The following is a 13,400-nucleotide window of genomic DNA, read 5'->3' on the forward strand; positions in this document are numbered from 1 at the left end:
ACCCTGCTCGTGGTCGCGCGCCGTCACTTCGCCTTCTTCGTCGTCGTGGCGCTGACGATCCTGTCGCCAGGCTTGATTCCCAGTTTGGCTACGATGCCGGCGTTGAGTTCGACAACGTATTTCACCGCAACCATCGAATCGATGATGTCGCGCGAATAGGGCACTGCCTTTTCCTTGATGTGGCGGATCGTGCCGGTGTCGTCGGCAAAAAGCATGTCGAGCGGCAGGATGGTGTTTTCCATCCACATGGTGACGCGCCGCGGCTGGTCGAAATCGAAGATCATGCCGGCATCATCGGCCATCACCTTGCGAAACATCAGGCCGCGGGCGCGCTGATCCGGGGTCGAGGCGATTTCGACAGTGAAATGCAGCACCTTGCCCGCAGCGGTCTGGATGAGCAGCGGCTCCTTGTCGAACCGCATCTCCTCGTCAGCCAAGGCCGGCAGCGCGACCATGAAAAAAAGCGCCAGGATGGCGCTTCTGATAGCATCAAATAGGATTAGGCCGCGCATATTCAGTGCGACCGGCTTGCCGGGCTCGGAACGTCGGGATGGATCTCTGCGGCCATCAGGCCCTTTTCGCCATCGCCGAAGCGAACGAGAACCACCTGGCCGGGGCGGAGCTCCGTCAGGCCGAAGCGGCGCAGCGTCTCCATGTGAACGAAGATATCTTCGGTGCCCTCGCCGCGTGTCAGGAAGCCGAAGCCCTTGGTGCGGTTGAACCACTTGACCAGTGCACGCTCGAGGCCGCTCGTCGCGGTGACCTGCACATGGGTGCGCACCGGCGGCAGTTGCGAGGGATGAACCGCGGTCGACTGGTCCATCGAGAGGATCTTGAAGGCCTGATAGCCGCGCTCGCGGCGCTGGATAAGGGCGACGATGCGCGTTCCCTCGAGGATCGTCTGGTAACCGTCGCGGCGCAGGCAGGTCACGTGCAGGAGAACATCCTGCATGCCGTTGTCGGGCACGATGAAGCCGAAACCCTTGGCGACATCGAACCACTTGACGACGCCGGTGATTTCAACAAGATCGACCGCCTCTCCTGATAGCTCGTCGAGGTCGGAGTATTCGTTCGATGAAATCCTGTCAGCCATTGTCGCCAGCCCCTCGAATACGCGTCACACTGTTACGGTTAACTGATTCTTGAAATCAAGATTAACATCTTGGTAACGGATAAGCGCAAGTCCTAGTTTTCGGTTATTCCCAGGTGCACATTTTATAAAGTTGACTTGCCCGAAGCTGACCTCGGTTCGCCGAAAAAAGCCAGCCCCAATAAAGGAGTAAATAGAATGCGTTATCTACATACAATGGTTCGTGTCAAAGACCTGGACGCCTCGCTTGCCTTTTACACCACGCTGTTCGGACTGGAGGAAATTCGCCGCCACGAAAACGAGAAGGGCCGCTTCACCCTGGTTTTCCTGGCTGCTCGCGACGATCTCGACCGTGCGCGCAGCGAAAAAGCCCCCTGCCTCGAGCTTACCTACAATTGGGACACGGAAGATTATAGCGGAGGTCGCAATTTCGGCCACCTCGCTTATGAGGTCGACGATATTTACGCCACCTGCCAAAATCTGATGGACAACGGCATCACCATCAACCGGCCACCGCGCGACGGGAACATGGCCTTCGTGCGCTCGCCCGACGGCATCTCGATCGAAATCCTGCAGAAGGGCAACCCACTTCCGGCCGCCGAACCTTGGTCTTCGATGGGCAATACCGGCGCCTGGTAAGGGTTTTTGCCGCAAGGCTTTTGCGAGGCTTGCGGCTTTTTCGATTTCGGGTCCGGCCGGCGCCTCGGCGCTTGCCGCGATCCGACGCCGCAGGCAATCTCCTGGCGACTCGAAGCGGATAGAGAAGCGTTTTTCGCTTATTTTCCGCATCAACTGGAGACTGTCGCTTGCGTAAGATGCAGATGCGGATGCCCGTGACGGGCGCTTTGCTGATCGCCACCTCGGTGCTGGCGCTGTCCGGCTGCGCGTCGGACAAGAAGGCGCTCGATTCGGCGGTGGTGGTTCCGGCTGTGCCGGCCGCAGCACCGCAGCTGGCCACGGCAGCGCCTGCAAGCCCTGCCCCCCCACGTTCGGTCTATACCGATCCCCGCCTCGTCAACGTCTCCGGCGTCCAGGGCGCGCCTCAGATCGTGGCACAAGATCCGAATGCAGCTGTCCCCCCCGCCGGCTCGGCGACGACGGCGCCCGCCAATATCGGCGGGCTCGTCCTGCAGTCGACCAGGATCAACGCGCAGGCGATGAGCATCTTTTCCGATCACCAGCCAGCGCCGCAGAACAACAGCACGTCCACCGTCATTCAGCCGCAGGCCTATGTGCCGGTGGAAGGTGCAGCACCTGCGCGAAGCAGCGTCTACAGCCAGCCGCCCATGCCCCAACAGCCGGCGGAGCCGGTGTTACCGCAGCAATCCTCGCAGAATAGCAGCACGCAGCTTGCGCCCGTGCAGACGGCGTCGCTGGCGACGGGCAGCATTCCGACCTCGACGATGAACGCGCTCTACAGCGCGCCGAAGCAAAACCTGCTCGGCAGCCTCTCGGGCCTGCTGCACAAGGCGGCCCTGCCCGGCATGACGCGTATCGCGCCGAACGGGCTGCATCTCCAGAACGACAAGGTCGAGGTCGGCTGTTTCAAGCCCGACCTGCTGAAAGTGATCAAGATGGTCGAAAGCCATTTCGGCCGGCCGGTTATCGTCACCTCCGGCTACCGTGACGAAGAGCATAACCGCCTCGTCGGCGGCGCTGACGAATCGATGCACAAGAGCTGCGAGGCCGCCGACATCCAGATCGACGGTGTTACGAAATGGGATATCGCCGCCTATATCCGCTCGTTGCCGGACCGCGGCGGCGTCGGCACCTACTGCCACACGGATTCGGTTCACCTCGACACCGGCAAAAGCCGCGACTGGAACTGGGGCTGCGGCGGCAAGCGCGCACCGATAACGACGGCAAGAGCGATCTGACGGCCGCGCGATTTTCGCATTACGTAACGGCAGCTGCACCTCGTCTCGTTAAAGAAACAACCGGCAGCCTATTGATTCAGCTTCAATAATCAGCTTCTCGAACGCACTCGGATTTCCTGTCATTTTTTTGAAAGAAAACCGCAATTCCGCTTGCGGGATTCAAAACGCCTGACTATAAGGGCGCCACCACGAAGGAAGCGCCCTTCGTCTATCGGTTAGGACACCAGATTTTCATTCTGGGAAGAGGGGTTCGACTCCCCTAGGGCGTACCACTTTCTCTCCATATGGAAGCCAACACTTCCGCTTGCAGAAACCGGCGCGCGCTCCTATTTTAACGAGGCTGCCTGCGCCCTTCGTCTATCGGTTAGGACGACAGATTCTCATTCTGTAAAGAGGGGTTCGACTCCCCTAGGGCGTACCACTCCTGGTCACAGAAGCCAGTCTCGGCGTTCTATTCGACCAGAACAGGGCTCGGCTGCTCTGATATGCATCAGGGGAGCGACGGTCCATTCAGAGAGGCGCCGAGCTTGATGCCTGCGAATGTTTCGGGCAGATCGACGACGTAGATCTTCCAAGGCCGTTTCACCATGTCCTGCTTGTTGCCGAACAGCCTCGTTCGGCGGGATTGCGTGACCGGAATATAGAGCTTGCGATCGACACTGATGAACGATCCGTCCGGACTGATGAACTCGTCATCCGACGTCAGCACCGCAGTCTCTCCGGTCGGTGACAAGACCGTCACCCGCTTGTTGTCCAGTTCGGAGAGATAGAGGTTGCCGTTCGTATCAAGGGCGCAGCCGCCGCTACGTGCGATCGTCGCGTATTCCTCGACCTGTCCGGCGAGGTCGTCATCCGAAAGCGACGCGTCGCGCAACGCTGCGGTCTTGATCTTGATGAATGGGCCGGTCGGAGCTGCAGCATAAAGCCACTCCCCGTCGTCGCTGACCTCGATCATGTCGATCTTCGGGGTCTGGTGACTACCCTGCTGCATATTCGGTTCGACCTTTGCCTGCATCTCAGGAGAACCAGACATCCGGCGAAGCGTAACGCCGGTCTTGAGGTCATGATAGATCAAGGCGCCCAACCCGGAGTCCGTGACGTAGACATGGTCGCCGAACACGCGCAGATCGTTCAATTTCGCGCCTTCGGCAGAATGTCGTCGCCGAAGCGCAGAACCCGCAGCACCTCGCCGGAGTCCGCATCCAATTGAACAAGCTTCTGTGCGCCCTTGTGAGGCTCGGACAGCGCAGGCGGATAGGAGTCTGCGCGCAGCGCTCCCTGGTCCACCGCCCAGACGGTCCCGTCCTCGAAGACATGGATCGAGTTGACATAGACGAAGCTGTCGAAACCGTCGTCACCGGGCTTCCATTCGTTCCAGGCATTTCCCGGGAAGGCGGCTGGTTTTCCGTCCGGGCCCTGTTTTGCGAGACAGGGCGTCTGGTCGTAGTCCGGATAGCGCGGCAGGCCGAAGAACATGTCTCCTTTGGCTGTCAGCGCCACCTGATTGCAGAACCATGGACTTTCTGCAGCCACGGTGTGATTGAGCTCCACCCCTGCCGCCGATACACCTCTTGCCGGCAGCAAGCCGGAAGCCGCAGTACAAGCAGCAGCAGTCATGAATCTCCGACGTCCAATTTTCATGGTATCCTCCTCTTGGTAAAGTCACACGCGGCAAGCAAACGACGGCCGTCGAATCGGCGTGCAAACGCCCCGCGCTTTGCGTGCGCGTGGGAGGTCGCGGTGGAAAGCCTGGGAACGACCCGCCAATTCTTAGGGCTGGACCCGTTTTATTGGCAGGATCGATGGCCTCTATCAGCTCTGCGAGTTTTGTAGATCGGCCTGCCGCTCGGCCGCGCGATCAGGGTTTTTCAGCGATATCCCTCTCCGTCATGCCGATACCCTCCAGAATCTTTTTCCGCAGATAGGCGTCACGGCTTGGGTAGAGCGTGGAGGTCCGCATGGCAGCTTCCCCCTCGTGGAACCGAATGAACTGGCCGCCTGACTGAGGGGTCACCTGCCCCCAGTGCGGAACGCTGTTGCCGTTCGGATCACCGGTCTTGACGAAGTTTGCGAGATAGGTGACGGCCAGGTCACGCATCGCGAAATCCGGGTCGGTCCACGGAAGCTGGTCATGGTTTCCGGGGCGCAGCGAGCCGTTGAAGTACCAGTTGTCTCCCGCGTGCCAAGCGCGACGAAAGCCCTGATCCTTGCCCGGTGGCCAGTGGTCCCAATAGTAGAGATAGACGTTGGCGTTGCTGTGGGCTTTGGCAAATTCCGCCCCGAGGCGCACATATTCGAACATATAGTCGTTCAACATACGCAGCGATAATCGATAGGCTTCCATCGGGTCGTTGGTTTCGTAGAGCGGAAAGACGGCGTCGTCGACATTGCCCGCCTGGTGCGGTCGGATCGCCGCCAGCATCGCCTCATGCTGCTCGCCCTCCGTCATTTTCAGGTCGTTCGGCCGCAGTCCGGTATATTCGTCCGCCGTCTGCCCGATGATAATATCCAGACCGTCGAAATCGCCCGGTTGAAGCAGGTTTACCGACTCCTTGGTGAACACGTAGTCGTCGATGGTATAGAACTGGTTCGTCGCGACGGCGCCTGTCATTGCACCGTAGAGCGTGTCCTTTCCGCCCTGCCAATTCTCCAGCCAGGCCTTGCTGTCGATCGCCCGAAGGTCGGCAAGCGTCACCTCTTTGCCGAAGAGCTTATTGACTGCATCCTGGTTTTGCTGGGATTTCTTGGCGAAGTCGACAACCTTCCCCGGCAGGAAGCCGGTGAAGCTCGATTGAATGAAAGCGCGCTTGAAAAGACCCTTGGCCAGCGGCGTCCGGAGGAGCGCAACGGTGTTTTCGCCACCCGCCGACTGGCCGCCGATCGTCACGGTCCTGGGATCGCCTCCGAACGCTTCTGCGTTCCTTTGGATCCAGTGAAGAGCATCGACGAGATCGAGGACCCCGAAATTGCCTTTCGGGCCGCCTTTGCCACTGTCCTTGTCCATCTCCGGCAGCGACAGCCAGCCCATCGCTCCAAGGCGATATTGAACAGAGACCACGACCACGCCCTTCGCCGCCAACTGCGCCGCATAGAGGTCTTTCATCTCGCTCGAACCCAGGCGGTTGGCGCCGCCATGGATGAGCATATAGACAGGCAGTCGATCGCCGGTGCTGCGGGCCGGGGTCCAGACCGCAAGGTTCAAGCCGTTGTCGCTAATCCGCGCCCGGCCGAGACTGTTCGGGTTCTGGAGCATCTGATCACCCCACTTGTCGGCCGTGAGAATGCCATCCCATGGCTTGACCGACGGCGCCGGCTTCCAGCGGTTTTCCCCGCCGACATTTCCGGCGAATGGAATGCCGAGGAACTGGGTAACGCCGGCAGTGTCGCTCGGCACGCCTTCGACCCGGCCTCCCGTGACAGTCGCCAGCGTGATTGGTCCTGCCCCGTCGGTCGCGCCCGCATTGTTTGCCGCGCTCAGCAGCAGGCTTGCCATCAGGACGATAGCACCCGTTCTGCTCTTGCCGACGACACGCATGCACTTCCCACTCGTTCTCATGCCTTCCTCCCAGGTTGATTGCTCGATTGCCGCGTGGAACTGCAGGTGCCAATCAGGCAGGCACGACGACATCGGCGTGTCCGCTCAGCACCAGAGACAGGCGAACGAAACCGCTCGCCTTCTGCTCCTGGACGAAAGCGCGCGTGAACGCGGCTGCAGCGGGGCGATCCGCACTGATGCCGACGGCCTGGGGAATGGCCATGAACGGTTCCTGCATCACTGCAAAGTCGGGCTGGTCGCGAGCGACGATCGACATGGCCTGCCGCACGCCCGCCAGACCATCGAGATCCCCGCCCGTCAAAGCCGCCACCGCTTCCGGAAAACTGTCGAAACGGATCAGTTCGCCGGCTCCGCCATGTCTTGAAAGAAAGAGTTCGTAGGCACTTCCCTTGACGGCGCCGATTTTCAGTCGCAGCCGGTCCACGTCCTTCAGGCCCAACGGCCCCGCAGCGCGGCGTATCAGAAATGCGCCTTCGATCTGGACATAGGGGTCGCTATAGGCAATGCGCTCGGCTCGCTGCGGATCGATTGCGAGGAAACACACGTCCCACTCCTCCGTGCCGACACTTGCGGAAACATCGCCGGCTTTGTCGTAATGTCGAAAGCGGATCTGGAGCGAGAGTTTTTCTGCAAGCGACCGTGCGAGGTCCACCGACACGCCCGTCGGCGTCTCGTCCGTCGGCCCGCGCCGAACCAGCACGACATTGCCGTGATTGAGGGCGCAGACCAGCATTCCGGAAGGAGCGATCTCCCTGCGGATCGCCTCAAGGTCAAAATAGGTCACGGTTTCCTCCTCCAGTTGAACGCATGCCTTTAGGACTAGATGGATTTCATCCACTCATCTTCGGTCGGGAACTGCGTGATCATCAGCTCCAGTCCATCCTCGCCAGCCGTGATGGTCGGCGCAGGATCGTCGAACCGCACGAACATCAGCGAGAAGGGCTGATAAATCTGCCCTTCATGGATGAGACTGCCGTTGAGCACGATCAGGTACTGGCCGCCGCTGCCTGTCGGATCGGGTGCCTGCACCGCCATGGCCGGTCCCAGCCGGAACACCTTGCAGTTCATGCCATCATCACCCGGCTGCTCCTCGATGATGGTGTCGACGGTCAACTCGGTGCGATTGCGGAGAACCGGCTCGATCGACAGCGCCACCGCACCCGACGTGCGATGACGACGTTTGGTGGGTTTGAGCTTTTCGCGAACGTTCGGCGTCGTCAGGTAGACGAGCCCGGCATCGGTCTTGCTGCGCAAAGTCAGGTATGACAGTCCCTGTTCGCTGGCGATCAGCGGGCCATAGCCGGTGTGATGGTCGGCGTAATGCACGGTAACGAGACGCACTTCGTCACGGCCGATCGTGCCGCTTCCGGCGATGAAGACCTGGAACTGGTCGACGATGTGGAAATGCGATTCGAGCTTTTGATGAGCGTTCAAATCGAGCCGGAAGGCCTGTGGATCAGGCGCTGCAATGTCCGAGTTCTTGCCGAACATGTTGATCTTCCAGGATTGGCCGCGGCGAAAACGGGTCGGTTCTTTTTCGGTGTAGGACGCAGTTTGCATCGATTGATCCTCCTTGGGCCGTCGCGCCGATTTGCTTTAATGGTGATGCGCTTCAATGGTGATGGGGTGGCGGAAACTCGACATCGAGTGTCGCGGCAACCGCGTCTCGGTCTATCCCGATCATCTCGTGCAACTTGCCGAACTGCTGCGGGGCGTTGATCGTCTGGACGGCAACGAGACGATCGCTCTTGAAGCCCAGAACCGAAAATGCGCCACTGGCTGGTGCGTTCAGCACCGCTTCCATATCCGCGCCGTTCACCTCGCCCGACATCTGGATCTGGATGGCAGCCTGATGCGACCAATAGCGCGGCAGACGCTTGGGCGGCGGTGACGCCCCGGTGATCGCCGCAGCAACGATCTTCGCCTGATCCTGCCCGGGATTGACCGCTTCGTTTCGGACGTGGCGTGCGAGCACCGGATCGTACCAAGTGGAGCAATCGCCAACGGCATAGACGGCCGGGTGCGATGAACGCCCGATCTCCGAAACGAGAATGCCGTTGTTCACCTCAAGGCCCGCGTCGCGCGCCAAGTTTTCATGGGGTGCCGCCCCGATCGCCACGACGACAATATCAGCCTCGATCTGCTCGCCATCGCCTAAGGTGACCAGATCCACATCCCGGCCACCGTCGCGGGCGATCGTCGTTACCGCGGCGCCGAAGCGAACATGAAGCCCCTGGTTCAGATAAAGGTCGAGCACGTAATTGGCGATCGACTTGCTGACCGTCCGCTCCATGAGCCTGGAACCGGCCTCGATGACCGTGACGTCGAGCCCCTTTGCCAAAGTCATTGCGGCGATTTCCATGCCGATCAACCCGCCGCCGATGATCGCGACCGACTTGGCGCCGGCGAGGCGTGCCTTCAATCCGGTCAGATCTTCATGCGTGCGCAGGGTGTGGGCGACGCCGTCAGGATCGACAGACGTGGGCAGACGACGGGGCTCGGCCCCGCAGGCGAGGATCAGGCGGCCGTATGAAAAGCGCCTTCCATCCTCGGAGAGCGCATAACTTTCCGCTACATTCAGCGCGACGATCTTCACAGCCTGAACGAGGTCGATCCGGTTCGAGGCGTAGAAGGTCTCCGGGCGGAGCGGCATCAGAGCATAGTCGTCCTTCGACAGCGCTTCTTTCGAGAGCGGCGGACGATGGTAAGGAAGGACGTTCTCCTGCGTCACCAGCATGATGGAGCCGTCATATTTGGCGCTGCGCAATGCGGCCGCGACAGCGACCCCGGAATGGGACGCACCAATGATCAAGATATCAGACATCAGGGGTTCACCGATCCGATCGCTGTCATCCGACGACCACCATATCGAACTCGCTTTTTCGAGCGCCGCACTCCGGGCAAACCCAATCGTCGGGCACGTCTTCCCAGCGGGTGCCCGGCGGGATGCCGCCATCGGGATCTCCAAGCGCCTCGTCGTAGACATACGCGCACAGGACGCACTGCCACACCTTGAAGCCGCTCCGGGCGGCGACCTCCGCGGACGGAACCATTGTTTTTCCTCCCACAAACTCGAATTTGAGCGAGGCTATCTCAAGGAGCTTGGTATCTCCAGATGTTCTGCAATACTATCAGTCATAGCATTTCGGCATATCTCAGGGAGAAGACGACATGGACATCCGGCAACTTGCTTATTTCGTCCGCGTGGCGGAACTCGGAAGCTTCAGCCGCGCATCGGCTTTCCTGCACATCGCCCAGCCCGCACTGAGCCGACAGGTCCGAAACCTGGAGACGGAGTTGAAGGAACGGCTCCTGCTTCGCAATGGACGAGGCGTCGAGCTCACCGAGGCCGGCGAACGTCTGCTCGACAATGCGCGTGGCATTCTTCGGCAAATCGAGCGCACCTACGAGGACATCGAGAATTCTCGAACAGGGAAATCCGGGAAGGTCGGAATAGGTTTACCTGCTACGATCTCGACCGCAATCGCGACCGCGCTCATACGCAAGCTGAGAGAGGAATTGTCGGATGCTCAGGTGATGCTCGTCCACGGACGATCAAACCAGCTTCAGGAATGGATCCTGTCCGGCCGCCTCGACATGGCGATCATGTACGACGCTCCATCGTCCCCGATGTTGGAAATCCACGACCTTGTCGAGGAGAACCTCTATCTCATTGGCCGCGAAGGCGCGTTCAAAGATGACAAGCCGGTACATCTGGAATCAATTGCCGACGTGCCAATGGTCATCGCCTGCAGGCCCAACAGCACGAGGGTCCTGCTCGATTCCGAACTCGCACGGCTCGGCCAGAAGCTCAATATCGTCTTTGAATTGGACCCTCTCGATACGATGTTCGATCTTGTGAGGGACGGCTACGGCTTCACGGTGGCGTCGATCCGCACGCTGGCATCCAAGGGTCCGGACGCGCGGCATGGATTGGAACTGCGCAAAATCGTCGGACCCGAATTGATCCTCTCCGTTCAACTTGTGCAGCCCGCTCGCCGATTGTCGAACAGGCTGCACGAAGCGGCTTTTCGTATATTGCGCGACCTCAGCATGGATCTCCTGGGAGGCAAGCCGACCTGAAGGCGCTCCCTGGAATGCTCTTCCGGGTGAAACCGCGGAGGCGCTATTCTCGGCAAGAGCGGCAGAACGTCAGCATCCGGTATCCAGGCCCATATTGACGACACGCTCAGGGCGCCCATCCAAAAATGCTTCGATGAGGCGGACGGCGTCTCCGTAGTAGGTACCCAACATGTCCCTGGTGAAATATCCAAGGTGCGGGGTGATCACGACGTTCGACAGGCTGCGGAATGGATGGTCGACCGGCAGCGGCTCTTTTTCGTAGACGTCCAGCCCCGCTCCCGCAATCGATCTTGAGCGCAACGCGGCAATAAGCGCGGGCTCGTCAACGATGGCGCCGCGGGCGGTATTGATGATGTAGGCCGTCTTTTTCATCGCCTGCAGATCGGTCGCGCCGACGATGCCTCGCGTTCGGTCGCTCAACGCCAGATGGATGGTGACGACGTCGCTGGTGGCAAAGAGCTCTTGCTTCGATACCAGACGCGCACCGGCTGCCTCCGCCTGCTCCGCCGTCATGTTCTGGCTCCAGGCCTGCAGCTCCATGCCGAACACCTTGCCGATCTCCGCGACCCTTCTGCCGAGGCCGCCGAGGCCAAGAATGCCGAGCACCTTGCCTCCCACGGTCGTCCCGGCCCGGGTCTGCCAGCCCCCGCTGCGCATGATGCGATCTTCCGAAGCGATATGTCTCGTTGCCGACAAGATCAGACCCCAGACGAGTTCGGCAACGCCGCTGGCGCCAGCCCCGCTGACGGGAGTGTTCGAGACGAGGACGCCGCGGCTCGCGGCTGTCGCGATGTCCACCGTATCGTAGCGCTTGCCGGTGACGACGATGTACTTCAGGCGCGGCAGCCGATTGATCAACTCCCCTGGAATCGGCATCCTCTCACGGAGAGTGCAGATTATGTCGAATCCAGCGAGTTCGCGCGCGGCCTCATCCGGCAGCGCCAGCGGACGGTCGAAGACGACGACATTGGCGCGGGATTTCAAACCTTCCCAATCGGCGACCTCCTGAGAAATACCCAGATAATCGTCAAGAATGGCGATGTTCGGTTTCATAGATATCCCACGCAAATGATCTTCGGATAGTCTGGCTTCAACTCCCCTGCTCATTGCCGCTGCCATTCCTCCGACCAGATCTGCAACGGGTCGAGCGTTCCCTGCCGGAAGTTCGTCAGGTCGGTGACGGTGACGTAGGCGCGCGGGTAGAAATAGAGCGGCAACATCGGCAGATCGTCGGCAAAGATTTTCTGGACCGCCGCCCATTTCTGCTTTGCCGTCTCAGGATCGAGCGCCGCCTCGAGCTCGGATATGGCCTTGTCCATCTCCGGATTTGCATAGGCTGAGAAATTGTTGCCGACGCCATTGTTTTTTGGACCCGGAATGGCGTCGGATCCGAGCGCGATCCGCGGCGAAACGGATGGAGAAAAGTCGATCGAGGACATCATCAAAGCTTTGAACTTCCGCTTGCGCGCCATCTCGCCATTGAATTCCTGCAGGGGCACGAAGTTGTTGGTGATCTCGATGCAGACATCCTTCAACTGGCTCTGGATGACCTGAGCAATCTGCTCTCTGGTCTGATTGCCCGCAGTGGAGACAAGCTCGAGCGAAAGACGCTCGCCTTTGTCATTGACACAGATGCCGTCACTGCCCGGTTTCCAACCAGCGCTTTCGAGCAGCTCTTTAGACTTCTCAGCGTCATATGAGTAGAGCGTCATATCCTTGTTGTAATAGGCATTCTCGCTGCTCAGGATGCCGTTGGCGACGGGCTGCAGCCCTCCGAACAGTTCGTCGCTTATCGCCTGGCGGTCGATTGCGTAGAGGATGGCCTGGCGCACCGCCTTATCCTTGAGGATCGGATTGTCGAAATTGACAGCGATGCGCTCGACGTTCGTTCCGTAGGCAAGATGGTAGGTGAACTTGTCAGGCTGCTGGTTCTTGAGATCGAGCATCTGCGAGAAGCTGATTCCGCCGGGGCTGACAGGGACCGCATCGACCGATCCAGCGAGCAGATTCTGAAGCAACGAAGACGAATTGTCGCGATAGCTCAGGATTATCCGCTGCAGATGGGGCTTATCTCCCGGCCACTTCGGATTGGGCGTGAACACGATGCGTGTTCCGATCTGATAGTCGCTGAGCAGAAACGAGCCGTTCCACAGGCCGGGATTGGTCGGCTGCAGATTGTAGAGCGATTGCTTGACATAGGTGTCGAGCGTTGGATTGGCCGCATAGACCGGACCTTCCAGGTGCTCCGGAATGACCTGGTCCCAGGAATTATAGCTCGAAATGATCTGCGGGATCGTCAGCACGACGGTTCGCTCGTCGACGATCTCCAGCGCAGATGCCCGCGTCCAGGAATTGTAGTTGGAGAAGCCGATCTTGGGATCGCGCGCCATTTTCCAGGTGAACTCGATATCCTTCGAGGTAACCGGCACGCCGTCTCCCCAGGCAAGCCCCTCCCTGAGCTTGAACGTGACCTTCATTCCCTTCTTGCCATCGGGAAGATCGACGATCTTGGCAAGACCGTTGTCGATGGTCGGCAGCGTTTCGCAAAGGATACAGTGATTGACGACGTTCTCGTCGAATGCCGTTATCGGTCGGAGGGAATAGTTGATGACGAGGCGCTTGGTATTGTTGACTTGAACCAGCGGATGAAAATTCGTCAGGAACTGCAACTGTCCGACGACCAGTTGATCCTTTGCCTGAGCCATAGCGCTGGCACTCGACAGCGAGGTCAGCGCAGCCGTGGCGAGTGCCACGGTGACGAACGATTTTAGTCTCTTCCCGGCAGATGTCATTT

General features: G+C 59.8%; 14 protein-coding genes and 2 tRNA genes. 5 read left to right on the forward strand and 11 right to left on the reverse strand.

Translation table 11 applies throughout. The features are described from left to right. Positions 1-23 precede the first annotated feature (23 nt). Both G9X67_RS13670 and G9X67_RS13675 read right to left on the reverse strand, forming a co-directional pair. Entirely contained in the window at positions 24-512 is a 489-nt protein-coding gene (locus tag G9X67_RS13670; RefSeq protein ID WP_138329724.1) for a DUF192 domain-containing protein, read from the reverse strand. Between the two features lie 2 nt (positions 513-514). After that, positions 515-1,093, reverse strand: a complete 579-nt coding sequence (locus tag G9X67_RS13675) for a cold-shock protein (RefSeq protein ID WP_012757289.1) — start codon at positions 1,091-1,093, stop codon at positions 515-517. A 195-nt stretch (positions 1,094-1,288) separates the two neighbouring features. Between G9X67_RS13675 and gloA the strand changes: the two genes are divergently transcribed. The 4 genes from gloA (at position 1,289) to G9X67_RS13695 (ending at position 3,388) form a co-directional block, all read left to right on the forward strand. After that, entirely contained in the window at positions 1,289-1,729 is a 441-nt protein-coding gene (gene gloA / locus G9X67_RS13680) for a lactoylglutathione lyase (RefSeq protein WP_138329726.1), read from the forward strand. Between the two features lie 167 nt (positions 1,730-1,896). After that, complete coding sequence (locus G9X67_RS13685) at positions 1,897-2,967, forward strand: D-Ala-D-Ala carboxypeptidase family metallohydrolase (RefSeq protein ID WP_171598865.1); 1,071 nt, start codon at positions 1,897-1,899, stop codon at positions 2,965-2,967. 197 nt (positions 2,968-3,164) lie between these two features. After that, a tRNA-Glu gene (locus G9X67_RS13690) sits at positions 3,165-3,239 on the forward strand. A gap of 74 nt (positions 3,240-3,313) precedes the next feature. After that, positions 3,314-3,388, forward strand: a tRNA-Glu gene (locus tag G9X67_RS13695). Between the two features lie 69 nt (positions 3,389-3,457). Here G9X67_RS13695 and G9X67_RS34975 read toward each other — a convergent pair. The 7 genes from G9X67_RS34975 to G9X67_RS13725 form a co-directional block, all read right to left on the reverse strand. Continuing rightward, the gene (locus G9X67_RS34975; protein WP_246705394.1) at positions 3,458-4,102 is read right to left on the reverse strand and encodes a hypothetical protein; all 645 of its coding nucleotides are present in this window, start codon (positions 4,100-4,102) and stop codon (positions 3,458-3,460) included. Further along, positions 4,099-4,608: a hypothetical protein gene (locus tag G9X67_RS34980; RefSeq protein ID WP_246705395.1), complete on the reverse strand. Its 510-nt coding sequence runs from the start codon at positions 4,606-4,608 to the stop codon at positions 4,099-4,101. The genes G9X67_RS34975 and G9X67_RS34980 overlap by 4 nt, the downstream gene beginning before the upstream one ends. A gap of 217 nt (positions 4,609-4,825) precedes the next feature. Beyond that, positions 4,826-6,523: a carboxylesterase family protein gene (locus tag G9X67_RS13705; protein ID WP_171598866.1), complete on the reverse strand. Its 1,698-nt coding sequence runs from the start codon at positions 6,521-6,523 to the stop codon at positions 4,826-4,828. Between the two features lie 52 nt (positions 6,524-6,575). Further along, a complete protein-coding gene (locus G9X67_RS13710; protein ID WP_171598867.1) occupies positions 6,576-7,307 on the reverse strand; it encodes a transporter substrate-binding domain-containing protein in 732 nt (243 codons plus the stop codon). Positions 7,308-7,342: 35 nt separating this feature from the next. Beyond that, positions 7,343-8,083 carry a hypothetical protein gene (locus G9X67_RS13715; RefSeq protein WP_138329736.1) on the reverse strand — a complete coding sequence of 247 codons (741 nt, stop codon included), beginning with the start codon at positions 8,081-8,083 and terminating at the stop codon, positions 7,343-7,345. Positions 8,084-8,135: 52 nt separating this feature from the next. After that, the gene (locus tag G9X67_RS13720; protein WP_171598868.1) at positions 8,136-9,347 is read right to left on the reverse strand and encodes an FAD-dependent oxidoreductase; all 1,212 of its coding nucleotides are present in this window, start codon (positions 9,345-9,347) and stop codon (positions 8,136-8,138) included. 25 nt (positions 9,348-9,372) lie between these two features. After that, positions 9,373-9,576, reverse strand: a complete 204-nt coding sequence (locus tag G9X67_RS13725; protein WP_171598869.1) for a rubredoxin — start codon at positions 9,574-9,576, stop codon at positions 9,373-9,375. 118 nt (positions 9,577-9,694) lie between these two features. Here G9X67_RS13725 and G9X67_RS13730 point away from each other — a divergent pair, with 118 nt between their 5' ends. Beyond that, positions 9,695-10,606, forward strand: a complete 912-nt coding sequence (locus G9X67_RS13730; RefSeq protein WP_138329741.1) for a LysR substrate-binding domain-containing protein — start codon at positions 9,695-9,697, stop codon at positions 10,604-10,606. A 69-nt stretch (positions 10,607-10,675) separates the two neighbouring features. On the opposite strand, the gene G9X67_RS13735 is transcribed toward G9X67_RS13730, so the two are convergent. Together G9X67_RS13735 and G9X67_RS13740 are read right to left on the reverse strand one after the other, a co-directional pair. Beyond that, complete coding sequence (locus tag G9X67_RS13735; RefSeq protein ID WP_171598870.1) at positions 10,676-11,659, reverse strand: D-2-hydroxyacid dehydrogenase family protein; 984 nt, start codon at positions 11,657-11,659, stop codon at positions 10,676-10,678. A gap of 50 nt (positions 11,660-11,709) precedes the next feature. Then, positions 11,710-13,398 (reverse strand): peptide ABC transporter substrate-binding protein, encoded by a 1,689-nt coding sequence (locus G9X67_RS13740; protein ID WP_171598871.1) that lies wholly within the window; start codon positions 13,396-13,398, stop codon positions 11,710-11,712. Positions 13,399-13,400 lie beyond the last annotated feature (2 nt).

Origin of the sequence: Rhizobium sp. WYCCWR 11152, from assembly GCF_013087615.1 — a bacterium.
Taxonomy (GTDB): Bacteria; Pseudomonadota; Alphaproteobacteria; order Rhizobiales; family Rhizobiaceae; genus Rhizobium; species Rhizobium indicum.